The sequence below is a fragment of the Streptosporangium sp. NBC_01755 genome (assembly GCF_035917995.1).
GTDB lineage: Bacteria > Actinomycetota > Actinomycetes > Streptosporangiales > Streptosporangiaceae > Streptosporangium.
Genome location: NZ_CP109131.1, coordinates 816,557 through 839,450, shown reverse-complemented (window position 1 = coordinate 839,450; position 22,894 = coordinate 816,557). Strand labels below are relative to the sequence as shown.

Sequence of the window (22,894 nt, the reverse complement as noted above, 5' to 3'; positions counted from 1 at the left end):
CGGCATGTCACGGATGCGGGGCGGCGGCAACTCCGACAGATTTTGGAAAACGCTTTCCTGGAGGTTGCCGGTGGTCACGCTTGAGGATGTCGCCCGGCACGAGGGCGTCTCACTCGCCACGGCGTCACGGGTGCTCAACGGCAGCACCAGACAGGTGGGCGCATCCCTGCGGGCCAAGGTGGAGCCGGCCGCGGCCCCGGACGGGGGGCCAGGGCCCAGGTCGTGACCGGAGAGGTGATCCTCCGCGAGAGCACCCGCGCCCTGGAGTGAGATCCCGGTCCGACCCTACGACACGACAGGCCCGGACCTCGCGGGGGTTCGGGCCTGTCTCGTAGGGGGAATCGAAAGCAGGGGCGGGGAAGGGGCGGTCAGCGGATGCCGGAAACCGGTTTTCCCTGCTCGTTCATCGGCGGGGCGATGATCTGACCGCGCAGCCAGCGGATCGTCCGGATGACTCCGTCTCCGTAGCCGGGGGAGTGCTGGCGGCCCCGGCCGAGCTGCCGCGACACGTCCTCGGCCGCGCTCTCCTCCATGCCGAGGTTGAGTCCGGTCGGTCCGTGGATGGGCCGCGGTGTGTTACGGACCGGAGACTTCCTGCGGGTGCCGAGCACCCACTCACACACGGCGATGGTCCCGGAGCACCACTCCTTCTCCCACTCGCCCGCCGCGTTCGGCCGGCCCGCACGGGCCAGCTCGGCGATCCGGCCGATCTCGGTCTCGGTGCGCAGGATCACCCCGCGGCCGCCGACCAGGTGCCCCCAGCCTTCGGAGGATCGGCGGCCGGGGATCGGCAGCCCGTCCTTGGCGCCGATCAACCAGCTCAGGGTGCTGATGACCCCGTCGGCGGGAACGACCCGGCCCTCGCGCGGAACCCGTTCGGCGGCGTCGATCTCCGCGCGGGCCTCGGCGAGGGTGGGCGGGGCCCCCGACGCCGGACGGCCACTGATCGGCGCCTGCTCACGCTTGCCCAGGGCCCAGAGGATCGCCTCTCCCTGGCCCGAAGGGGCCGATTCGGGGTTGGCGGCCTCCCACCCCTTGATCGCTTCCAGTACGGCAAGGACATGCTCCGGCGGCCGCTGTATGGCGGGGCTGGCTTCGCTCTCTGCGGTCGTCATACCCCTACCGTACGAGTACCTGCCATGTCACTCCAACGTGAAGCGGTAATCCGGGCCCGGTGAACGTGTTTTCCCTCCCGTTGGAACGCTCCGTTCGTCGCGGATCCCGTCGCGGGGTCCGCGCGTCCTTCTCCGACGAACTCGGAGAAGGACGCCTTCACCTTGGTCAGGACCTCGTCGGGGTCGGTGGCCCACACATCGGCGTTGAAGATCTCCACTTCGATGTCCCCCGTATAGCCCGCCGAGGCCGACGCCTCGGTCGGCGGCGCGAAGTCGATCACGCCTTCACCCATCACCCCCCCGGCCGAGCAGCACGTCGGTGGGGAGCGGGGAGGGGAAGTCGCACACCTGGTAGCTCGCGATCCGCCCCGAGGTCCTGGCGATCTGCTCCAGGACGTGCGGATCCCACCACACGTGGAAGGTGCCGACGACGACGCCCACCTGCTCGGGAGGGTACGGCCCGGCCAGATCGAGGGCCTGGCCCAGAGTGGACAGCACGGCCCGGTCGGCGCAGTACATCGGGTGCAGCGGTTCGGGGGGTGATGCGCGGGTCCGGAGGATCCGGCGGCCCGGACGCCATCTCGGAGCGAGATTTCACTGTTTACCGAAAATTCACAGCGCGTTAGCGCGAAAAAACGGGATTCCAAACCACCGCAATTTACATAATCGCAGATCAAGCGTACCTGACCATGGATTGATGCAGTATTCGACTAAGTGTCTCCTGACTCATCGTCAAACCATGACATTTGCGTATTTGTCATGACTTGAGACGTTCCGTCTGTCCTTCCCTCGCGACGCCCAGACCCCCCGACTGGCCGAGGCGGAGTGACAGAAGGGGCCACTCGTGAAACGAGTCGTCACCGCGGCTTCCGCCGCCCTCATGACAATTCTCGTCACCCTTTCCCTGACGACCGGAACGGTGTCGGCGACCCCGCCCAACATCCCTTCGGCGGCGACCGCCGCCGGCCGGCTCGCGACACTCACCGTCGCCGCGGAAAGCAACCAGTCCTCCTATGACCGGTCGTTGTTCAACCACTGGATAACGATCAGCGGTACCTGCAACACCCGGGAGACGGTGCTCAAGAGAGACGGCGTCGGAGTGGTGGTCAACTCCAGTTGCGCGGCCACCTCCGGCAGTTGGTACTCCCCGTTCGACGGCGCGACCTGGACCGCCGCCGCCGACGTCGACATCGACCACATGGTGCCGCTCGCCGAGGCCTGGCGCTCCGGCGCCCACGCCTGGACCGGCGCGCAGCGGCAGTCCTACGCCAACGACCTCGGCGGGCCCGAGTTGTGGGCGGTGACCGACAACGTCAACCAGGCCAAGGGCGACCAGGATCCGTCGACGTGGCAGCCGCCGCTGAGCTCGTTCAGGTGCACGTACGCCAGAGCGTGGATCCAGGTGAAGTACTACTGGAAGCTGACGCTGCAGAGCTCGGAGAAGAGCGCCCTGCAGAGCATGCTCGCGACCTGCTGAGTGCTTCGTCAGCCCCTGTGCGGGGTCCGTTCCCGCACAGGGGCTGACATCGTTTCAGTAATCTACTTTGTAAAGGGCGGTGGCCGCTCCCTCAGGCCTGACCTTTGAGCTCCAGACGGAGCAGGGCCTTGGCGATCGGGTGGGCGGTCAGTCCGATCTGCCACTCGCGGGCGCCCAGCTCGCGCAGCCGGGCGGTGACGGTCTCGTCGTCGATGACGGGCGGCGGTTCCCAGGTCAGGCGGCGTACGGCGTCGGGCTGGATCAGGTTCTCGGCGGGCATGTGGTGCTCGTCGGCGAGCGCGGCGACCACGGTCCTGGCCGCGGCCAGCCGCCGGGCGGCCACCGGATCGCGGTCCATCCATCGGTTGGCCGGCGGTGGCCCGTCACCGGGGGTGCTGGGCTGCGGCAGCTCCGAGTCGGACAGTGAGCGGGCGGCGCCGATCGCGGCCAGCCAGTCGCGCAGGTGCCGCCGGGCGCTGCGGCCGGTGAACGGGGGGATCTCGGTGAGCGCCTTGGTGGTGCGGGGCAGTTCCAGGGCGGCCGTGACGATCGCCGAGTCGGGCAGGACACGGCCGGGGGCGACATCGGACTCGCGGGCGAGCTCGTCGCGGAGCGTCCACAGCTCCCGTACCACCGCCAGCCCGCGCAGCGAGCGGACCTTGTGGATTCCGGAGGTGCGCCGCCACGGGTCGGAGCGCGGAACGGGGGTCTTGTGCGCGAGCACGGAGGCGAACTCCTCCTGCGCCCACGCCAGCTTGCCGCTCGACTTCAGCTCCTCGTGCAGGATGTCGCGGAGCTCGATCAGGACCTCGACGTCGAGCGCGGCGTAGCGCAGCCAGTCCTCCGGCAGCGGGCGGGTCGACCAGTCGGCGGCCGAGTGCCCCTTCTCCAGCCTGAAGCCGAGGACGTTCTCCACCATCAGCCCGAGACCGACCCGCTCGTAGCCGAGCAGCCGGCCGGCCAGCTCGGTGTCGAACAGCTCACGTGGATGAAAGCCCACCTCCGCGAGGCAGGGCAGGTCCTGGGAGGCCGCGTGGAGCACCACCTCCGCGTCGGCCAGCGCCGTGTCGAGCCCCGACAGGTCGGGGCAGCGGATGGGGTCGATCAGGGCGCTGCCCGCGCCGGTGCGGCGTAGCTGTACCAGGTAGGCGCGGCCGCTGTAGCGGTAGCCCGAGGCGCGCTCGGCGTCGACGGCGACGGGGCCGGTGCCCTCGGCGAAGGCGCGCACCACGCGCGCGAGGGCGGCGGAGTCCTCGATGACGGGTGGGATTCCCTCGCGAGGCTCCAGCAGTGGAATTACGGTCGTCTCATCGGTCACGTTCTGAAGGGCTCCGGATCGTCGCGACGGCGCGACGGCAGCGCCGCCACGTCGGGTGGCAGGGGTGGGATGCCCGCGGCAAGGCACATCAGATCGCACCAGGCGGCGACATGGCCGGAGAGGTCTTCCTGTAGCGGTGACCAGGACGCACGCAGTTCCAGCTCGGTGGTCACCGGGTCTTCGGCCTTGTTGCCGAAGCCCTCGGAGACCGCTCTGGTAACGGTGCCTCCGGCGGCGGCGTAGCCGGCGCCGTGCGCGTCGAGCGACTCGGTGAGCCAGCTCCACGCGACGGGGCCGAGCAGCGGGTCTTCGGTGATCTCCGGTTCCATGTCGGCCCGCACGTAGGCGACGAGCCGGAACTGGCCGTCCCAGCCGCGCTGGCCGTCCGGGTCGAAGAGCACGATGAGGCGGCCGATCGCGAGCTCGTCGTCGTCGCGGTATACCGACGCGCCGATCGCGGCCGAGTGGGGGGCCAGGCGCTGCGGCGCCGGAATGTCCTCCAGCTCGATCTCGGGCCTGACCTCCGCGGGGCGCATGCTCGCCACCGCGCGCCTGAAGGCGGCGGGAGCGAGCGGCGTGTCACCGGCGGTCATATCGGAAGCGTAGGTCGAAATTGATCGCATGGGGACCACTGGGGTATGTGTAGGAGCCATTGGAACCGATCAAGTCGCTGCCGACGGCCTGTGGAGGGCGGGGGTGGCCCCGCCGCGGGGGAGTTCGGAGAGGAGCGCGTGACCGCGCTCGGCGTGGACCCGTTCGGCACCGGCCCGTTCCGGGTGTTCGTCCCGGCCGTGATCGACAGGTCGGGTCGGTTGTCGGAGAACCCGCACGCGGGCGCAGGAGGCACGGCGCTCACCGCGACGTTCGGGTGAACTCCACATGGTGGACATCGCACGGGCCTTTCGTCGGGTCGTGGTCCGACGTTGGCACGTCGCGCCGACATTTCCGCGCAGCGTGCTCGGCGTGTCCCCAAAGTGGTGCAGGAATCGATGCCGCGCGGTGACTTGGCGAACATTTGGACCAGCCGGGGGCCGGTCCAGGATCACCAATGGGAGGAACTGTACCCGGAAACATGATCGCTTCGTGCCGTGCGGCGCTGTTCTGCTGGTGTCAACATCGGATTTCATTGGACGAAGCTCTCGAAACCGGTAAGACACTATCGTTGTCATCACTTGACAGTGCCCGGGTGGTGTGAGGCGCAATCTCATTGAATAACTGGTGATTTCGGGCCGGTTCCGCTGGCCAGCGACCTTGGTGAGCCGACCGGTCACGGGACATGGCACCCTGGTGGGGTGACTTCCGAGCCTGCCGACTCCGCTTTCCTGCGCGCCTGCCGTCGCCGGCCCGTCTCCCACACACCGGTGTGGTTCATGCGCCAGGCAGGTCGCTCGCTGCCCGAGTACCGGGCGCTCCGCGAGGGGGTGCCGATGCTCACGGCGTGCGCCACCCCCGATCTGGTCGTGGAGATCACGATGCAGCCGGTCCGCCGTTACGGTGTGGACGCGGCGATTCTCTTCAGCGACATCGTCGTCCCGCTCAAGGCGATCGGCGTCGACCTCGACATCAAACCCGGTATCGGCCCGGTGGTGGCCGAGCCGATCAGGGATGCCAGGGCGGCCGAGGCGCTGCGCCCGATCGAGCCGGATGACGTCTCCTACATCACCGAGGCCGTCCAGGCGCTGACGAAGGAGCTGGGCGCGACCCCGCTCATCGGTTTCGCGGGAGCCCCCTTCACCCTGGCCTCCTATCTCATCGAGGGCGGTCCTTCCAAGAATCACGACCACACCAAGGCCATGATGTACGGCGAGCCGGGGCTCTGGCACGCCCTCATGGACCGGCTGACCGAGATCACCCTGGGCTTCCTGCGCGTGCAGCTCGCCGCGGGGGTCTCCGCCGTCCAGCTCTTCGACTCCTGGGTCGGCGCGGTGTCGCCCGACGACTACCGCGAGTTCGTCCTCCCCTACACCAGCCGGATCTTCGACGGCCTGGCCGGTCTGGACGTGCCGCGCATCCACTTCGGCGTCGGCACCGGAGAGCTGCTCGGCCTGCTCGGCGAGGCGGGGGCCGACGTCGTGGGCGTCGACTGGCGGGTCCCGCTCGACGAGGCCGCCCGGAGGGTCGGCCCCGGCAAGGCGCTGCAGGGCAACCTGGACCCGGCGATCCTGCTCGCCCCGTGGGAGGTCGTGGAGCGCCGCGCGGGCGACATCCTCACCCGCGCCGCCAAGGCCGAGGGGCACGTGTTCAACCTGGGGCACGGGGTGCTGCCGGGCACCGACCCCGACCAGCTGGCCCGCCTCACCGACTTCGTCCACGAGGCCTCGGCCCGCTGACCGTCCCCGGCGGCGGTGTACCGCCGCCCACACCGTCGTCAGGAACGGAGCGCTAGGGACGCTCGTACGGCACCGGCCCGTCCGTTCCCTCGGAGTCGTCCTCTCCCCGTGGATTCGCGGGGAGAGGCTCCTCGGCATCGTCAGGGCCGGGCTCCGTGTCCCCGGGGCCCGGAGTGAGCGACCGGTCACGGTTCCTCCTGAGGCGGAGCAGGAAGGCCGTCAGCAGCCAGGCCGGGACGATCACGATCAGCCAGGGAAGCAGCACGCCCAGGAGCGTCAGGCCGAGCTTGACGGCGACGACGAAGGCATTCCAGCCCGTCCGCAGGCCGCCGAGGAAGCCGGCGGGCTCGTCGTCCTCCTTCTTCTTCACCACGGTCGCCGGGCCGACCAGGTTCAGCGTCAGCGTCGCCGCGCTGGTCTGCGAGGCGAGGGTCTTCTGCCTGGCCTGCAGGGACTCCAGCTCGCTCTCGCGGTTGGAGACCTCCCGCTCCACCTCGAGCACCTCACCGATGGTGTTGGCCCGCTTCAGCAGCGTGCGCAGGGAGTCGAGCGCGGCCTTGGCCGACTTCAGGCGGCTCTCCACGTCGGCCACCTGCTCGGTGACGTCCTCGGTGTTCTGCCGGAGCGACTCGCGCGTGCCCAGCTCCTTGCCCAGGCGGTCGAGCGTGCCCGGATAGTTCCCCGGCGGGATCTTGAAGACCAGCGTCGCGGAGCCCTCGCCGTCGGAGTGGGCGTCGGAGTTCTCCATGGCCAGGTAGCCGCCCGCGGTGGTGACGATCTGCCGGGCCCGGTCGGCAGCCGCGGTGACCTCCTTCGCCCTGACCGTCATCTCCGCGGTGTAGATGATCGCCCGGTCCTGCGGGACGATCCTCACCTGGCCGGTCTGCGGGGAGCCGCCGCCCTCGGCCTTCGCCGCGCTCTGGGGAACCGCCTCGTTGGCCTGCCTGTTCACCTGCGCGCCGGCCAAGGGGGCCGCTTCGTCGGAGGACGTGGACTGGACCGACCCCCCGCCGCAGGCGGACACCAACAGTGCCAGGCCCGCGAGGGAGACGGCCAGGCGCGGGCCGTACCGGAATCTGCTCATGAACCTCATGACGGCGGGCGCGGCGGTGGAGTTCGGTGAGTGGCAGTCACGATGACGTCACGTTCTGCGCGCCGTCGGGTCACGGGGAGGGCGGGGCTCCGAGGCGGGAGACGGGACCGGGGGTGCGGAACGGTACGGTCAGGAGTCATGGAAGGCAACCGGAGGCATGTGGTGGTCGTCGGCGGCGGGATCGCCGGACTGGCCGCCGCGTGGCATCTGCGGCAGGGCGGTGAGCACCTGCGGGTGACCGTCCTCGAAGGCGCCCCGCGGGTCGGGGGCAAGCTGCACGCCACCGAGGTGGCGGGCGTCGCGATGGACGCGGGGGCCGAGGCGATGCTCGCCCGGCGGCCCGAGGGCAGGGAACTGGCCAGGATGGTCGGGCTGGGTGAGGAGCTGCGGCTCCCCGGCACGACCCAGGCGGCCATCCTGACCCGGGGCGCGCTGCGGCCCATGCCCAAGGGGCACGTCATGGGCGTGCCGTCCGACCTCCTCGCGCTGTCGAGGTCGGGCATCCTCTCCCCCGGGGGCCTGGCGAGGGCGGCGCTGGACCGGATCCTTCCGGCGACGCGCGTCAGCACGGATGTGTCGGTGGCGGCCTACATCCGGGCCAGGATGGGCGGCGAGGTGGTCGACCGGCTCGTCGAGCCGCTGCTCGGCGGCGTCTACGCGGGCCGGACCGAGCGGCTCTCGCTGGACGCGACCATGCCGAGGATCGCCATCGCGGCCAGGTCCGAGCGGTCGCTGCTCGCCGCGGCCGGGGAGATCGCCGCCGATGCCCCGAAGGACGCCGGGCCGGTCTTCACCACCCTGCGCGGGGGGATGGGCAGCCTGCCCGAGGCCGTCGCCGCCGCCTCAGGGGCCGAGATCAGGACCGGCGTCATGGTCAGGGAGCTGCGAAGGACCGAGGGCGGATGGCGGCTGGTGACCGGCCCCGTCCCGGCACCGGAGATCGTCGAGGCGGATGCGGTGATCATCGCCGTTCCCGCCCCGGCGGCGAGCCGGCTGCTCGCGGAGGAGCTGCCCCAGGCCGCCGCGGAGCTGGTCAGGATCGAGTACGCCGGCATGGCCATCGTCACCCTCGCCTACCCGAGAGAGGCGTTTCCCCGGCCGCCGTCCGGCAGCGGCTACCTGGTGCCGGCCGTCGACGGGCGCCCGATCAAGGCAGCCACGTTCAGCTCGGTCAAGTGGCCGCACCTGGCGGAGCAGGATCCCGGCCTGGTGCTGCTGCGCTGCTCGATCGGCAGGCTCGGCGAGGAGGCGGTGCTCCAGCGCGACGACGCGGAGCTGGTCGCGCTGGCGATGGCCGAGATGGTCGAGGTCATGGGCGTGCGTGGGCTGCCCCGCGACTCGCGGGTGACCCGTTGGGGCGGTTCCCTGCCGCAGTACGAGGTGGGCCACCTCGACCGGGTGGCGCGCATCCGGGCGGCCGCCGCCGCTTCGCCGGGGCTGGCGCTGTGCGGCGCCGCCTACGACGGCCTTGGCATCCCCGCCTGCGTCTCCACGGCACGCACCGCGGCAGCCCGGATTCTCGACCACCTGGACCCCAAGGGAGAATGGCAGGACAGAACCGATTCGTTGACGAAGGGGTGAGGACGACGGACGGGAACGCGCGGCCCAAGGCACGAGACCTGAACCAGGTGATCCGCTACACGATGTGGTCGGTCTTCAAACTGAGCGAGCGCTGCCCGGGACACCGTGAGGGCATGGCCGCCGAGGTCGAGGACCTCATGGCCCAGATGGAGCGCAAGGACGTGGTCACCCGCGGCCTGTACGACGTGGCGGGCTTCCGGGCCGACGCCGACTTCATGTTCTGGTGGCACGCTCCGACGGCCGAGGACCTGCAGGAGACCTATTCCCGCTTCCGCCGTACCGGCCTGGGGCGGCTGTCCGAGCCGGTCTGGTCGGCCATGGCGCTGCACCGCCCGGCCGAGTTCAACAAGTCGCACATCCCGGCCTTCCTGGCCGAGGAGGAGCCGCGCACGTACGTGAGCGTCTACCCGTTCGTGCGCTCCCTGGAGTGGTACCTGCTGGACGACGCAGACCGCCGCCGGATGCTCGCGGAGCACGGCAGGATGGCTCGCGACTACCCGGATGTGCGCGCCAACACGGTGGCGTGTTTCTCGCTGAACGACTACGAGTGGATGCTGGCGTTCGAGGCCGACGAACTGCACCGCATCGTGGACCTGATGCGTACCCTGCGCGGCGCCGAGGCGCGGCGGCACACCCGGGTGGAGATCCCCTTCTACACCGGTGTCCGCAAGCCGCCCAGTGAGCTGATCGCCGCGCTGCCGTAGCCTTCGCGCGTGCCGTAGCCTTCGCGCGTCCCGCCGCCATGAGGTTCGCTCTCCGGCGGCGGGATCTCTGTTCCGGAGATGAAGGGCGCGTCTCCCGTGACGGGTCGCCGAAAATAATCCCGTGAAGATCTCTTTACCGTCCCTTGCCTTTGTCATACTCGTGGAAAACCACCTGTCTATGTGAGGCCAAGGGTGAAAAGGGGCGAAGGTCTGGCACAGTCCGGGCGGCGTGCTCGGGGGCGCCGGAGAAAGAAGTCCCGGTCACGGGTTCTTGAGATCTCGGTGGGCGCCGCCGCGCTGGTGGTGGGGGTGCTCGCGGTGAGCGGGGTGTGGTCTTCCGGGGAGACGGCTTCGGGGGGCGGGGTGGTGCGGGTGCCGGCTCCCGGCGGTCCGGCCGCCGAGGCGCCGCCAGGGGACCCCGCGGCGGGCGCGGTGGTGGCCGCCGAGCTGGACGGGAAGAGCAAGGAGGACGCCGAGGAGGCCGCGAAGCGTTCCAAGACGGAGAAGAAGAGCCGGAAGGTCGGGGAGGCCGAGGCCTCGGGGCCTTCCAAGCACACCGACAAGAAGGCGTTGGCCTACTTCGAGAGCCGCAAGGTGACCAAGCGGGTCAGGGACATCCGAATGGTCGGTGGCTATCTACGGATATATACGGACCTGCCGGAGTCAGCGGACAACTCGAAGCAGGCGATCAAGTTGTGCGAGGCGGGTGTCGACTATCTCGTCGGAGAGCTCGGCGTACCCGACCCCGTGGTCTTCGTCCAGGCGGAGTTCGGAGAGAACGGCAACCCGGTTCTGGCCAACGTTCTCGGCCCTGACGACTCCGACTGCCGCGTCACCTACCCCGAGCCGAGGCGTTAGTCCGCGCGGCGCTCGGGCCGAGGCGTTAGTCCGCGCGGCGCTCGGGCCGGATCACCCGGACCCTGGTCCTGCCGCAGATCGAACAGCGCTGGGTGATCACCCGGCCGATGGTCTCAACGATCTCCCACTTGTGGCGGAGATGCACGGGAACTCCTTGGGCAGACACGCTACGGAGATCTGTGAATACTTTGCGTGATGTCGCTCTGCCCCTTTCGGTGCCTTGCTAACCTCCAGGACGGATCGATGTGGCTGTCCCCGCGCGTCACGGTCCGGCCGGTTCGCGACGCGCGAGCCGGTGGCCTACTCGGTGGGCTCCAGTCTCAGCGAGACGGAGTTGATGCAGTAGCGGTCGTCCGTGGGCGTGCCGTAGCCCTCTCCGTGGAACACGTGGCCGAGGTGTGAGTCGCAGGTCGCGCACCGGACCTCGACGCGGGCCATGCCCATAGAGCGGTCCTCTATCAGCGTCACCGTGTCGGACTTCGACGGCTCGTAGAAGCTCGGCCAGCCGCAGTGACTGTCGAATTTGGTGTCGGACCGGAACAGTTCGGTGCCGCAGGCGCGGCAGCTGTAGACGCCCACGGTCTTGGTGTCGACGTACTCCCCGGTGAAGGGGCGCTCGGTCCCGGCCTGGCGGAGTACGCGGAACTCCTCGGGAGAGAGCTGGACGCGCCATTCGGCGTCGCTCTTTACCACCTTTTCCATCCCATCAGCCTAGCGGTCGCCGCGGCGCGTGGAGAGGTGAGGCCCGGGATCGCCGGGTTCGGAAAATCTTGATGGGCGAAGCATCCTTTGATGCCCGTTTTAGCGTCTTTAAGTATGTGGAGGGTGGTTCACCCTCCCGCTGAGGGGTGAGATCACCTGCCCGGCCGTTCGCGTTCCGCGGACCGGCCGGAGTGCCGCCGTCCGGGTGCGCGCCAGCGCCTGGGCCCGGTGGGCATGTGCGGGTGATCATATGGTCCGCCCCGTCGAGTGCCCGGTCCCGCCGCCGCGGCGGCTCCGGGGCGGACCTGCCCTCCCGCCCTGACAGGGTTCGGCGAGGGGGACATCCCAGCCGTCAGCGGAAGCGGGAGGCGGCGGTCAGCCCTGGCGCCGTCGCACGAGGGCGAACGACATGTTCACGCTGATGATGCCGACCCACACGAGCACCAGGATGAACGCGAGGATCGAGTCGCCCAGGCCGGAGAAGGCCAGCCCGATCGTCGCGGGTATCCCGGTCGCCAGGGAGACGATCGCCAGCGCCAGCCGTTGCCCGGCGTCCACGGAGGGGCGGACCGCCGGGCTCTCCTTGCGGGCGCGGGCGGCGAGCCGGTCGTCCACCCGCTTGTCGATCTCCTGGTCCATCTTCTCCAGGAAACCCTCGACGAGGGAGTCTTCGTATTCCGGTCCGAGGTCCCGGCGGGCGGCGAGCGAGGCCCGTAGCTCGTCGCCGGAGGAGGATGATCGTTCCATAGTCGAGATATATCGTTTCTCTAGGGGGATGTCCATATGAATGATGGAACGCCGGAGCCTCCGGCGCTACCGGGTACCGGCACCCTCGTCCAGCCGAACATAGCGCGTGAAGAGGAACCCCTCATCCTCCAGGACGTGGGCCAGGCGCAGGCGCGTGAGCGAGGGGGGGCCGTCGAGGGCACGGGCGGCGTCCCCGCCGATCAGCAGCGGGCTCACCGTCAGGCACAGCTCGTCCACCAGGTCCGCGGCGGCCAGCTGGGCGTTGGTCTTCGGGCCGCCCTCACAGAGCACCCTGCTCAGGCCGCGCTCGCTGAGCGCCTTCACCGCCAGTGCCGGATCGACCCGTTCGCCCCCGGCCACGATCACCTCGGCACACCTGGCGGCCTCCTCGCGGCGCTGCCTGGGGGCGGCCTCGCAGGTGACGACGATGGTCCGGGCATACGGTTCCGCCTCGGTGAACAGCGGGCCCGACAGGTCGAGGTCGAGCCCGCGAGTGATCACCGCCACCGGCGGGGCGGCCGGACGCCCCTCGCGCAGCCCCTGCCATGACGGCCTGGGCCGTGCCGGTCCGTACCCCTCGGCCCGCACGGTCGACGCGCCGGCCACGACGACGTCGGCCAGCCCGCGCAACGTCCAGAAGACCTGACGGTCGCCCCTGCCGGACAGCCCGCCCGACAACCCCTTCAACCAGGTCCCGCCGTCGGCGCTGGCGACCATGTTGACCCGCAGGCAGGGGCCTGCCGGGTAGGCGTAGGCGCGGGCGAGGTCGACCTCGGCCGAGCTCTCGGGATGAATGAAGCGCATGCCCCCACCATCGCACGGAAGCGGCCTGTGAGTTCTCCCGGAGCGGTTGACACTGGATCTCAGGGCAGGGGGTGACTTGGGGCGGCTTCCCGATACATGATTCTCTCCGGGAGACACGGGAGGGCTGTGTGGGGCTGGTCACGATCGTGACATGGTTGATCACCGCGATGGTCGGAATCTATCTGCTGTACCTGTGGCTCTCCGGGGGAGGGCTCCGCCAGCAGGCGACCAAGGTCACCCGCTTTCCCGCGCTGCTCATCTTCGCCCATCCGGCCCTGGCGGTGTCCGCCCTGGCCTGCTGGTTGGTGTACGTGCGCACCCTGGAGCCGGTCTTCGCCTGGCTGTCGTTCGGAGTCCTCGCGATCTCCGCGCTGCTGGGCTTCACCATGTTCACCCGCTGGCTGGGCGGCGGCCGCCACGCCCGCGGCGCCGAGCAGCGCTTCCCCATGGTCGCGGTCCTGCTGCACGGCGCGGCCGGTGTGGCGACGTTCGTGCTTGTCCTGCTCACCGCCGCGATCGCGTCAGGGGCCTGAAGAGCCGTGGGCGGCCTCGGCCCCGGACGCGCCGGTGAGGTGCTACGCCCGCTCGCAGTGCAGGACCTGCACCGAGCGGGAGGTCACCTCCACGGTGCTCTCGGCCGGCCATGACTCCTGCGGGGCCGAGGCGTGGCCCGGCCCCTCGTCGGCGGTGTCCAGCACCCGCCGCCACCGCTTGCCGTACTTCGCCTCGGGGAGGGTGAAGGTCATCTCCTCGTGATGGGCGTTGATCAGGAGCAGGAACGAGTCGTCCGTGATCCGCTCGCCGCGGGTGCCCGACTCGGTGATGGCGTCGCCGTTCAGGAAGACGGCCAGTGACTTGGCGTAGCCGGTGTGCCAGTCGGCCGCCGACATCTCCTCTCCCACCGGGGTGAGCCAGACGATGTCGCGGGTGCCGTCGTCGGCCTTGTTGCCGTGGAAGAAGCGGCGCCGCTGGAACACGGGGTGCTCGCGCCGCAGCTTGGAGAGGCTCCTGACGAAGTCGAGGAGGTCGGCCTCGTCGGTGGCCAGCGACCAGTCGATCCAGGAGATCTCGTTGTCCTGGCAGTAGGCGTTGTTGCTGCCGCCCTGGGTCCGGCCGAACTCGTCACCGGCCAGCAGCATCGGCACGCCCTGGGAGATGAACAGGGTGACCAGGAAGTTGCGGCGCTGGCGCCTGCGCAGGCTCACGATCTCCGGGTCCTCCGTGGGGCCCTCGACCCCGCAGTTCCACGACCGGTTGTCGTCGGTGCCGTCGCGGTTGTTCTCCTTGTTGGCCTCGTTGTGCTTGCGGTCGTAGGAGACCAGGTCGGTCAGGGTGAACCCGTCGTGGCAGGTGACGAAGTTGATGGAGGCCACGGGGCGGCGCCCCGAGGTCGCGTAGAGGTCGGCGGAGCCGGTCAGCCGGGAGGCGAACTCGGGCAGCGCGGACCCGCTGCCGCGCCAGAAGTCGCGGACGCTGTCGCGGTACTTGCCGTTCCACTCCATCCACAGCGGCGGGAAGTTGCCGACCTGGTAACCGCCGGGCCCCACGTCCCACGGCTCGGCGATCAGTTTCACCTGGGAGATCACCGGGTCCTGCTGGATCAGGTCGAAGAAGGCGCTCAGCCGGTCGACGTCGTGCAGCTCGCGGGCGAGGGCCGAGGCCAGGTCGAACCTGAAGCCGTCCACGTGCATCTCCAGGACCCAGTAGCGCAGCGAGTCCATGATCAGCTGGAGGGCGTGTGGCGAGCGGACGTTGAGGGAGTTCCCGCAGCCGGTGTAGTCGAGGTAGTAGCGCCGGTCGCCGTCGTGCAGGCGGTAGTACTCCCTGTTGTCGATGCCGCGGAAGCTCAGCGTGGGCCCCATGTGGTCACCCTCGGCGGTGTGGTTGTAGACCACGTCGAGGATGACCTCGATCCCCGCCTCGTGCAGCGCCCGTACCATCGCCTTGAACTCCTGCACCTGCTCGCCGCGCTGGCCTGAGGCGGAGTAGGCGGCGTGCGGGGCCAGGTAGGCGATCGTGTTGTAGCCCCAGTAGTTGGTCAGGCCCCTGGCGACCATCGCGTGCTCGGGCACGTACTGGTGCACCGGCATCAGCTCCACCGCGGTGACGCCCAGGCTCAGCAGGTGGTCGATGACCGCGGGATGGCCCAGCCCCGCGTAGGTGCCGCGCTGCTCGGCGGGCACCGCGGGGTGGCACATGGTGAGCCCGCGGACATGCGCCTCGTAGATCACGGTCTGGTGGTACGGGGTCCGGGGCGGTCTGTCGTTTCCCCACTCGAAGAACGGGTTGACCACCACGTTCTTCGGCACGAAGGGGGCGGTGTCCGTGTCGTTGCGGCGGCCGGGATCGGTGAACTGGTAGGAGAAGAGCGCCTCGTTCCACTTCAGGTCGCCCTCGACGGCCTTGGCGTAGGGATCGAGGAGCAGCTTGGAGGGGTTGCACCGGTCCCCTTGAGAGGGGTTGTAGGGACCGTGGACGCGGTAGCCGTACCGCTGTCCCGGCATGATCCCCGGAAGGTAGCCGTGCCAGACGAACGCGTCGACCTCGGTCAGCTCGACGCGTTCCTCCTGCCCGTCGTCCCCGAAAAGGCAGAGCTCGACTCGTTCGGCGGATTCGGAGAACAGGGAGAAGTTGGCGCCCACCCCATCCCAGGTGCCGCCAAGCGGATAGGACTCTCCTGGCCAGACTTCGCGCATGTTCCCCTATTCTCCTCTGGTCGGGCACCCTTGTGCAGGGTGTTCTCGCCCTTGTCACTCTAAGGCGGCGTTGAGGAGATTTGCCTTAGTCTTTCGGTGCACCGTCCGTGGCCGTTACGTGACCACGCGCGCCCCGTGGGGCGCGCGTGGTCACGAAGGCGCGGTGATCACCCGGCGGTGACCGCCCGATGAGCGGTTCAACCGTGATCAGCCCGATCACGGCCTGTCGGTCGGTCGTGATCGGTCATGACCGTGGGCGGTCGGCCGTGATCAGCTCAGCAGCTCGGCGTTGAGGCTGATCGTCGTGCCCGCGAGGGCCTTGCTCACCGGGCAGTTCGCCTTGGCGTTCTCGGCCGCCTCCTGGAACTGCTCGGCGGTCAGGCCGTCGACCTGGGCGCGGACCGAGATGACGATCCCGGTGATGCCCTCACCCGGCTGGAAGGTCACGTCGGCCCTGGTCTCCACGGTCTGCGGCGGGGTGCCCGCCTGGGCCAGCCCGTGGGACAGGGCCATCGAGAAGCACGAGGAGTGCGCGGCCGCGATGAGCTCCTCCGGAGAGGTCTTGCCGCCTGCCTGCTCGGCACGCGAGGGCCAGGACACGTCGAACGTGCCCACCCCGGAGGAGTCGAGGGAGACGCTGCCCGCCCCGTCGAGCAGCGCGCCCTTCCACTGGGTCGTCGCGGTGCGTGTCGTCGCCATGGCGATCATCCTTTCGATCATGAAGTTCTGGCCATCACCGACCCTACTCGCCCCACCGGCACCGCCGCCCAGGTGGTTGCCGGAACGCCGGACACCCGCCGGGGCGGGGTCAGCAGGAGGCGCGGTCGATGAGGGGGGCCAGATCCAGCCCCGCGGGCAGCGTGCCGAAGGCGCGGCCCGCGTCGCCGGACAGGCGGGAGACGCAGAAGGCGTCGGCGACGGCCGCCGGCGCCAGCCGCACGAGCAGCGACCCCTGCAGCACCAGGGCCATGTTCTCGGCGACACTCCGGGCGCGGGCCTCGATGTCCGTCGTGTCGTCCAGGGACTTACGCAGACGGTCGACGGCGGCGTCCAGGTGGCGGTCGGCGCCGGAGGCGAGCGAGACCTCGGCGAAGAACGCCTCCTGTGCCTCGGGCTCGCGGCCCAGGGCGCGCAGCACGTCCAGTGCCGCGACGTTCCCCGAGCCCTCCCAGATGCCGTTCAGCGGCGAATCGCGGAACAGCCGGGGCATCTGCGACTCCTCGACGTAGCCGTTGCCGCCCAGGCACTCCAGCGCCTCGGCCGCGTGCACCGGAGCGCGCTTGCAGACCCAGTACTTGCTCACGGCCAGCGCGGTGCGGCGCAGCGCGGCCTCGGCGCGGTCGCCGGAGACGGCCCGGTCGGTGGCGCCGGCCAGCCGCGTCATCAGGGCGGTCGCCGCCTCCGACTCCAGGGCCAGGTCGGCCAGCACGTTGCGCATCAGCGGCTGGTCGGCGAGCTTCCTGCCGAACGCGGCGCGCTGCCTGGCGTGGTGAACCGCCTGCGTGACGCCGTACCGCATGCCGGCCGCGGAGCCGATCACGCAGTCCAGCCGGGTCATGTTGACCATCTCCAGGATGGTCCGCGCGCCCCTGCCCTCCTCGCCCACCAGATGGGCCGTCGCACCGTGGTACTCCACCTCGGCGCTGGCGTTGGACCGGTTGCCCAGCTTCTCCTTCAGCCGCATCAGCTGGACGGCGTTGCGGGTGCCGTCCGGCAGGATCCGGGGGAGCAGGAAGCAGGACAGCCCGCCGGGGGCCTGGGCGAGAACCAGGAACACGTCGCACATCGGGGCGGAGTTGAACCACTTGTGCCCGGTCAGCAGGTAGCTTCCGTCGCTCAGCGGCACGGCGCGGGTGGTGCCGGCCCGCACGTCGGAGCCGCCCTGCTTCTCGGTCATCGCCATCCCGGCGAGCACGCCGCGCTTGCCCAGCGGCGGGCGCAGCCCGAAGTCGTAGCTCCGCGAGGTCAGCAGCGGCTCCCAGACGGCGGCGAGCGCCGGGCTGTGGCGCAGCGCGGCGATCGACGCGTAGGTCATCGAGATCGGGCAGCCGTGCCCGGCCTCGACCTGGCTCCAGACATAGAACTTGGCGGCGCGGGCCACGTGCGCGCCCGGCCTGGCGCTCGCCCACGGGGTGGCGTGCATGCCGCCCTCGACGGCGACGGTCATCAGCTCGTGCCAGGCGGGATGGAACTCCACCTCGTCGATCCGCCGCCCGTACCTGTCGTGGGTGCGCAGCACGGGCGGATTCTCGTTCGCCAGCCGTCCCCACTCCTGGGCCTGCTCGGAACCGGCGAGGAGACCGAGCCTGCGCAGCTCCCCGGTGGCCCATCCCACGCCCTCCCGCTCCACGCCTTCCATGAGGGCGGCGTCGGCGGACACGTCGTGCCCGGTGAGCGGATGTGCCTGGTTGAAGACGTCATGGGTCACGTGGGGCCTCCGGTGAACTCATCCGGCCGTCGCCGGCTCCTGTATCTATCTCAACATCCCTCCGGGGGGTTGGTGCAGTTAATTGTGGTGCTATGTCCGGCTTTCGCGTGGAGTTGGGTGGGGGCGGCCTTAGGGAACGCCCCCGTGGAGTTGGGCGAGGGCGGCCACAGGGAACGCCCCCGCCGTACGCGCCTTTCGCCTCGGCGCGGGCCGGGCGGAGTCGCTCCTGCGGCTCGCGGATCAGAGGTTCTTGACCAGGTCGCGGACGTAGTCGTCGTCCTCGTCGCTCTCGGCGAGCACGCGGTCGGCGCCCCGCTGGGCGCGGGCGTCACCCCGGGTGGCCAGGCCGCGGGTGGCCTCGGCGACGGTGTTCAGATCCTCGTCGTCGAGCCTGGCGGCAAGCGCGTCGCGGATCGGCTCACTGTCCTGCGCCAGACCCGCCAGGCCCATGGTCGCCCAGTCGCGTACCTCCGCGTCGGGGTCCTCGGTCATCGAGATGAGCAGCGCGAGCCCCTCGGCGTGGCCGGACGGCAGGACGGCGGCCAGCGCGGCGGGGTCGGCCTGGGTGCGGGCCCAGCCGTCGGAGGTGATGATCTCCAGCACCTCGGGCAGGGCGCGCGGGTCGGCGTGGTGACCGAGTGCGCCGAGCACCGAGCGCAGCACCCGCTCGTCGCCCTCGGTGGCCGCCATCCGTCGCAGGATCGGCAGCGCCTCCTCCAGGAAGGGCTTCTCGTCCTCGGTGAAGCCGAACTCGGCGAGCACGTCGACGGCGAACTCCCGCTTGCGCGGATCCTCGCTCGCGCACAGCCGCGCCGCCGCGTCGAAGGTCTCGCCGTCGCCGCGCCGGCTCAGCGAGCTCGCCACGGTCCACCAGGTCTCGGCCTCCTCGTCGATGTCGCGGTAGGGCATCGCCCGCTCGACCATCTCGCCGAAGGGCAGCCGCTCGTCCGTCGCGTCCTCCAGCAGGGTCGCGACGGCCGCGTGCCCGCGCTGGCAGGTGAGCTCGGCCACACGGGTCCCGTCCGGGCCCACCGCCGCGACGGTCACCAGGTCGGTGCCGTCCGTGGCCCGGCTGCGGCCCACGACGAACTGCGAGCCCTCGGGGGCCTGCTCGGTGAGCTGCTCAAGGAGCGCGCTCTCCAGCTGGGTGCCGAGCCAGTCGTAGGCGATGGACAGCGGCGTGTCGCCGTCGCCGTCGGGCCGGTCGGCCTCGGCGCCGGCCTCCAGCAGCGCGCGCACGACGCCCAGGGCACCGCGCCGGGTGGCCAGGGTGAGCGCGGTGTCGCCGCCCTCGTTGGCGTCCTCGGGGTCCGCCCCGGCCGGGAGCAGCGTACGGACGGCGTCGGCCCGCCCGTTGGCGGCGGCCCAGAGCACGGCGGTCCACCCGTCGGACTCCCGCCCAGACACGTCGGCCCCGGCGGCCAGCAGTGCCTCCACGGTCTCGACGCGGTCCCAGGCCGAGGCCGCGCACAGGGGAAGCCCCGCGTCCTGTCCGCCGCTGATCCGGTTGGGATCGGCTCCGTGGGCCAGCAGCGCGCGCACGATGGCCACGCGTCCCGCGCTCGATGCCAGGTACAGGGCGGTGGGCTCTTCCGCGCCGCCGGGGTCGGCGCTCGTCCCGCTCTGCAGCAGCCGCTCGACCCGCTCGGCGTCGTTACCCGTCACCGTGTCCAGGAGTTCTTGGTACATGCCTCCGGATCATATTGCCTGCCTTCTCAAGAAGGCCGTACACCGGCCCCGACGCCCGGCGCGGTGCCCCACGCCGCCGTATGGTGATCGTGGTACCCGGAGAGGGCGTCAGGCCTGCCTGCCTGGCCTCCTTCTCAGGACGCACCGGGCTTCCTGCTTTCTGGGGATCCTCTATTCAGATAACTCGCGATATGTTGTGAGTTATGAATGATCCTGGGGAAATGCGGGTCTCGGACGCCGAGCGGGAGGCCGCCGTCGAATGGCTGCGGGTCGCCTCCGTCGAGGGGCGCTTGACCCTCGGTGAGCTGACCGAGCGCACCGAGGCGGCCTACACCGCCCTCACCCAGGCCGAGCTGGCCGTGATCACCGCGGACCTGCCAGGCGGCCACCCGGTGTCCGCGCCCGCCTACCCTCCGGCCGAGGCCGAGCGGGGCGGGGCGGGGCGACGCTGGTTCGTGGCGGTGATGGGCAGCTCCAAGCGGCGCGGCACATGGCGGATCGACAAGCCGCTCGGCGCCGTCGCCGTGATGGGCGACGTCGTGCTGGACCTGCGCCAGGCCGAGGTCCGTACCGGGGTGGTCGACATCATGGCCACCGCGGTCATGGGCGACGTGAAGATCATCGTCCCGGACGGAGTGGACGTCGAACTCGACGGTATCGCCATCATGGGGGACAAGAAGGTCCAGGTCATCGAGGCGCCCCCGGGAACGAACGTGCCGATCGTCCGGGTCAGAGCCTACGTCCTCATGGGGGACATCAAAGTGGTCGGAGACTCGCGGGCCAAGCCCCTCAAGAAGAAGTGGGCCGCCTGGCGGGAGCAGTGGGACCAGATGCGCGGCGAACTGCCCGGTGGATCGCACCCCCACCAGATCCCCCCGCCCCCCCAGCCTTGGAGCTCCGCGCACCCTCCCCGGCCTCCCCGGCTGCCCGGCCACTGACGGCCGTCTCCCCCTCGCCGCCACCCGCGCGGTCTCTCACCTGCTACGCGTTCACCTGCTACGCGTTCACCTGCTACGCGTTCACCTGCTACGCGTTCACCTGCTACGCGTCGCCCGGCACCGTGTCAGTCCCGGGCCAGTCCCGCGCTGCGGCACGACCGAGCGCGCCTTGGGCAACTCTCCCGTATACCCGGACCGCGCCACTCCGGGCCGCGTGGCCGTGCGCTCGGCCGCCTCTGTCCCCCGCCCGGGATTTCTCCCTGCTTCCCCGGTGGGTGAGTCTCCGGACGCGTGCAACGTCTCGGGGCGCCTGGAGCGTAGTGCTTGGTGACATACACCGAGCAGTGAGGATCACCCGATGCGAGACCGGGCCGACTTCGAGCGCTACGTGGAGCAGCGCTCGGCCCGCCTGCTGCGGACCGCCTACCTGCTGTGCCGCGACTGGGGCACGGCGGAGGACCCGCTGCAGACGGCCCTGGCCAAGGCGTGGCTCGCCTGGCGGAGAGTGGGCGACGATCCGGACCCGTACGTCTACCGCACGATCAACATGCTGATCGAAGGGATGGACGACGACTTCGAGGGCTGGGAGGCACAGCTCAGCGAAGCGGAACCCTTCCCGCTGAAGTGGTCGGTCAGCGTGCGGGAGGTGATCTTCCCCGTCTGCCGGGACAACGTGCGCCGGGTGGACCCGAGAACCGGGAAGGTGGTCCTGCTGCGTTGCGAGGGCGAGGCCACCGCACCCCCGAGCGTGCCCTGAGCCTCCTCGTGGGGTCCCTGAGCCTCCTCGTGGGGTCCAGAGCTGCGGAGCCGGGCACGGTGGGGTTCAGGCGGTGGCGAGCACCTGCTGCCGGTGCGCGGCACGGTCGTAGCGTTCGAGCAGCACCGCCGCGAGCTCCGGGGCGGCGCCCAGCACGTCGGCGACGACGTCGGCGCCCGCGGCCAGGGTCTCGCGGCGGATCTTGTCGGCGAAGTGGCCGGGGGCCAGCAGGTAGGGGGCGATGACGACCCTGGCGGCCCCGGAGCGCCGCAGGCGCAGCACCACCTCCTCGGGGGTGGGACCGGCGGCCGAGGCGTAGGCGGCGCTCACCGACCGCCAGCCGCGTCGCGTCGCCCAGTCTCCGGCGACCTGGGCGACCGTCGCGTTGGCCCGCGGGTCGCTGGAACCGGCCGAGACCAGCACCACGGCGGTGCCGGGCTCGCCGGGCTGCACCCCCGCCTCGGCCAGACGCCGCTCCAGCGCGGTGACCAGCAGCGGGTGCGGGCCCAGGGTGGCGCCCGGGTGCACGCGCAGCAGGGGCCGGCGGGCCGTCGCCTCGGCCAGCGCGCCGGGGATGTCGACCCGGCTGTGGTAGGCCTCGGTGAGCAGCAGCGGCAGCACCACCGCCTCGGTCAGTCCGGACAGCGCCGCAGGGAGCGTCGGGGTGGCGTGGTCGAGATAGGCGGTGCGCACGAGGAGTTCCGGGCGCGCACTCCGTACCAGGTCGAGCAGGTCCTCCACGGTCGCGGCGGCGCGCGGGTCACGGGACCCGTGCGCCACCGCGATCAGCGGTGTCACGGAAGCGGCGCCGGGGGAGCGCCACGTCATACGTGCAGCCCGCACTCGGTTTTGCCCATCCCGGCCCAGCGGCCGCTGCGCGGGTCCTCTCCCGGCGCGACCTGGCGGGTGCAGGGGGCGCAGCCGATCGAGGGGTAGTTGTCGTAGTGCAGAGGGTTGATCAGCACCCCGTTGTCGGCCATGTAGTTGTCGACGTCGTCCTGCGTCCAGCCGGCGATCGGGTTGATCTTGACCATCTGGCGCTTGGCGTCCCACTCCACGACCTTGATGCCGGAGCGGGTGACCGCCTCGTCGCGGCGGATGCCGGAGACCCAGGCGAGGTAGGGCTCCAGCGCGCGGTTGAGCGGCTCGACCTTGCGCAGGTAGCAGCAGAGGTCGGGGTTGCGTCCGAACAGGCGCGGGCCCAGGTCGCGCTCCTGCTCCGCGACGGTCCTGGACGGCTTCACGTTGATCACGTTCACGTCGTAGACCTGCTGGACCGCGTCACGGGTGCCGATCGTCTCGGCGAAGTGGTAGCCGGTGTCGATGAACAGCACGTCCACGCCGGGCTTGACCCGGCTGACCAGGTCGATCAGCAGGGCGTCGGCCATGGAGGCGGTCAGGCAGAGCCGGTCGCCGAAGGTCGCCGCCGCCCAGCGGATGATCTCCAGGGCCGAGGCGTCCTCCAGGAACCGGGAGGCCGACTCGACGATGTCCTGCAGGTCGAACGTACTCCGCTGCTGCCGTAACCCGATCTCGATCTCCACCAGTGTCATCGCCCGTTCACCCAATCCTCATTCGCCCCGCGGAGCGGTGCGTTCGTCGCGCCGGAACTCGCCGTCTGGATCGTGCGGCACGCGAGGGCCTCGCCGGCCCTCGC

The 22,894-nt window shown here is 70.5% G+C and carries 22 protein-coding genes and 2 pseudogenes; 10 read left to right on the top strand and 14 right to left on the bottom strand.

Features of this window, described 5'->3' with window-relative positions; all coding sequences use genetic code 11:
• Positions 1-13 precede the first annotated feature (13 nt).
• A pseudogene (locus OG884_RS03515) lies at positions 14-193 on the top strand (LacI family DNA-binding transcriptional regulator); the annotation flags it as partial.
• 175 nt (positions 194-368) lie between these two features.
• On the opposite strand, the gene OG884_RS03510 reads toward OG884_RS03515, so the two are convergent.
• Together OG884_RS03510 and OG884_RS03505 are read right to left on the bottom strand one after the other, a co-directional pair.
• Entirely contained in the window at positions 369-1,115 is a 747-nt protein-coding gene (locus tag OG884_RS03510) for a hypothetical protein (RefSeq protein WP_326642070.1), read from the bottom strand.
• A gap of 134 nt (positions 1,116-1,249) precedes the next feature.
• Positions 1,250-1,649 (bottom strand): annotated as a pseudogene (locus OG884_RS03505) (sugar phosphate isomerase/epimerase family protein); the annotation flags it as partial.
• Between the two features lie 310 nt (positions 1,650-1,959).
• On the opposite strand from OG884_RS03505, the gene OG884_RS03500 reads away from it, so the two are divergent.
• The gene (locus OG884_RS03500; protein WP_326642068.1) at positions 1,960-2,592 is read left to right on the top strand and encodes an HNH endonuclease family protein; all 633 of its coding nucleotides are present in this window, start codon (positions 1,960-1,962) and stop codon (positions 2,590-2,592) included.
• Between the two features lie 91 nt (positions 2,593-2,683).
• On the opposite strand, the gene OG884_RS03495 is transcribed toward OG884_RS03500, so the two are convergent.
• Together OG884_RS03495 and OG884_RS03490 are read right to left on the bottom strand one after the other, a co-directional pair.
• Entirely contained in the window at positions 2,684-3,910 is a 1,227-nt protein-coding gene (locus tag OG884_RS03495; RefSeq protein WP_326642066.1) for a ribonuclease D, read from the bottom strand.
• Positions 3,907-4,503, bottom strand: a complete 597-nt coding sequence (locus OG884_RS03490) for a DUF3000 domain-containing protein (protein ID WP_326642064.1) — start codon at positions 4,501-4,503, stop codon at positions 3,907-3,909. The genes OG884_RS03495 and OG884_RS03490 overlap by 4 nt, the downstream gene beginning before the upstream one ends.
• Before the next feature lie 138 nt (positions 4,504-4,641).
• On the opposite strand from OG884_RS03490, the gene OG884_RS03485 reads away from it, so the two are divergent.
• Complete coding sequence (locus tag OG884_RS03485; protein WP_326642063.1) at positions 4,642-4,782, top strand: hypothetical protein; 141 nt, start codon at positions 4,642-4,644, stop codon at positions 4,780-4,782.
• A 420-nt stretch (positions 4,783-5,202) separates the two neighbouring features.
• Positions 5,203-6,240, top strand: a complete 1,038-nt coding sequence (gene hemE, locus OG884_RS03480; RefSeq protein ID WP_326642061.1) for a uroporphyrinogen decarboxylase — start codon at positions 5,203-5,205, stop codon at positions 6,238-6,240.
• Positions 6,241-6,292: 52 nt separating this feature from the next.
• On the opposite strand, the gene OG884_RS03475 is transcribed toward hemE, so the two are convergent.
• Positions 6,293-7,324, bottom strand: a complete 1,032-nt coding sequence (locus tag OG884_RS03475) for a DUF4349 domain-containing protein (RefSeq protein ID WP_326642059.1) — start codon at positions 7,322-7,324, stop codon at positions 6,293-6,295.
• Positions 7,325-7,471: 147 nt separating this feature from the next.
• Here OG884_RS03475 and hemG point away from each other — a divergent pair, with 147 nt between their 5' ends.
• The 3 genes from hemG (at position 7,472) to OG884_RS03460 (ending at position 10,476) form a co-directional block, all read left to right on the top strand.
• Positions 7,472-8,914, top strand: coding sequence for a protoporphyrinogen oxidase (gene hemG, locus OG884_RS03470; protein ID WP_326642058.1), 1,443 nt, complete (start codon positions 7,472-7,474; stop codon positions 8,912-8,914).
• On the top strand, positions 8,911-9,618 hold the full coding sequence (hemQ, locus tag OG884_RS03465) for a hydrogen peroxide-dependent heme synthase (protein WP_442811626.1): 708 nt from the start codon (positions 8,911-8,913) through the stop codon (positions 9,616-9,618). Before hemG ends, hemQ begins: the two co-directional genes overlap by 4 nt.
• Before the next feature lie 282 nt (positions 9,619-9,900).
• Positions 9,901-10,476, top strand: coding sequence for a hypothetical protein (locus OG884_RS03460; protein WP_326642057.1), 576 nt, complete (start codon positions 9,901-9,903; stop codon positions 10,474-10,476).
• Between the two features lie 300 nt (positions 10,477-10,776).
• Here OG884_RS03460 and msrB read toward each other — a convergent pair whose 3' ends face one another.
• The 3 genes from msrB to OG884_RS03445 form a co-directional block, all read right to left on the bottom strand.
• Positions 10,777-11,178 carry a peptide-methionine (R)-S-oxide reductase MsrB gene (gene msrB / locus OG884_RS03455; RefSeq protein ID WP_326642055.1) on the bottom strand — a complete coding sequence of 134 codons (402 nt, stop codon included), beginning with the start codon at positions 11,176-11,178 and terminating at the stop codon, positions 10,777-10,779.
• Positions 11,179-11,553: 375 nt separating this feature from the next.
• A complete protein-coding gene (locus OG884_RS03450; RefSeq protein WP_326642053.1) occupies positions 11,554-11,925 on the bottom strand; it encodes a hypothetical protein in 372 nt (123 codons plus the stop codon).
• Positions 11,926-11,991: 66 nt separating this feature from the next.
• Positions 11,992-12,729, bottom strand: coding sequence for a pyrimidine reductase family protein (locus OG884_RS03445; protein ID WP_326642051.1), 738 nt, complete (start codon positions 12,727-12,729; stop codon positions 11,992-11,994).
• 128 nt (positions 12,730-12,857) lie between these two features.
• On the opposite strand from OG884_RS03445, the gene OG884_RS03440 reads away from it, so the two are divergent.
• On the top strand, positions 12,858-13,262 hold the full coding sequence (locus OG884_RS03440) for a hypothetical protein (RefSeq protein WP_326642049.1): 405 nt from the start codon (positions 12,858-12,860) through the stop codon (positions 13,260-13,262).
• A gap of 42 nt (positions 13,263-13,304) precedes the next feature.
• On the opposite strand, the gene glgX is transcribed toward OG884_RS03440, so the two are convergent.
• The 4 genes from glgX to OG884_RS03420 form a co-directional block, all read right to left on the bottom strand.
• Entirely contained in the window at positions 13,305-15,425 is a 2,121-nt protein-coding gene (gene glgX, locus OG884_RS03435) for a glycogen debranching protein GlgX (protein WP_326642048.1), read from the bottom strand.
• A gap of 270 nt (positions 15,426-15,695) precedes the next feature.
• A complete protein-coding gene (locus tag OG884_RS03430) occupies positions 15,696-16,124 on the bottom strand; it encodes an OsmC family peroxiredoxin (RefSeq protein ID WP_326642046.1) in 429 nt (142 codons plus the stop codon).
• A 109-nt stretch (positions 16,125-16,233) separates the two neighbouring features.
• Positions 16,234-17,853 carry an isovaleryl-CoA dehydrogenase gene (locus OG884_RS03425; RefSeq protein WP_326642044.1) on the bottom strand — a complete coding sequence of 540 codons (1,620 nt, stop codon included), beginning with the start codon at positions 17,851-17,853 and terminating at the stop codon, positions 16,234-16,236.
• Between the two features lie 240 nt (positions 17,854-18,093).
• Complete coding sequence (locus tag OG884_RS03420; protein WP_326642042.1) at positions 18,094-19,542, bottom strand: ankyrin repeat domain-containing protein; 1,449 nt, start codon at positions 19,540-19,542, stop codon at positions 18,094-18,096.
• Positions 19,543-19,763: 221 nt separating this feature from the next.
• On the opposite strand from OG884_RS03420, the gene OG884_RS03415 reads away from it, so the two are divergent.
• Both OG884_RS03415 and OG884_RS03410 read left to right on the top strand, forming a co-directional pair.
• Positions 19,764-20,480, top strand: a complete 717-nt coding sequence (locus OG884_RS03415) for a DUF1707 SHOCT-like domain-containing protein (protein ID WP_326642040.1) — start codon at positions 19,764-19,766, stop codon at positions 20,478-20,480.
• A gap of 358 nt (positions 20,481-20,838) precedes the next feature.
• A complete protein-coding gene (locus OG884_RS03410; protein ID WP_326642038.1) occupies positions 20,839-21,237 on the top strand; it encodes a sigma factor in 399 nt (132 codons plus the stop codon).
• Between the two features lie 66 nt (positions 21,238-21,303).
• Here OG884_RS03410 and OG884_RS03405 read toward each other — a convergent pair whose 3' ends face one another.
• Both OG884_RS03405 and OG884_RS03400 read right to left on the bottom strand, forming a co-directional pair.
• Complete coding sequence (locus tag OG884_RS03405) at positions 21,304-22,065, bottom strand: sirohydrochlorin chelatase (RefSeq protein ID WP_326642036.1); 762 nt, start codon at positions 22,063-22,065, stop codon at positions 21,304-21,306.
• Positions 22,062-22,790: a phosphoadenylyl-sulfate reductase gene (locus OG884_RS03400; RefSeq protein ID WP_326642034.1), complete on the bottom strand. Its 729-nt coding sequence runs from the start codon at positions 22,788-22,790 to the stop codon at positions 22,062-22,064. Before OG884_RS03400 ends, OG884_RS03405 begins: the two co-directional genes overlap by 4 nt.
• Between the last annotated feature and the right edge of the window lie 104 nt (positions 22,791-22,894).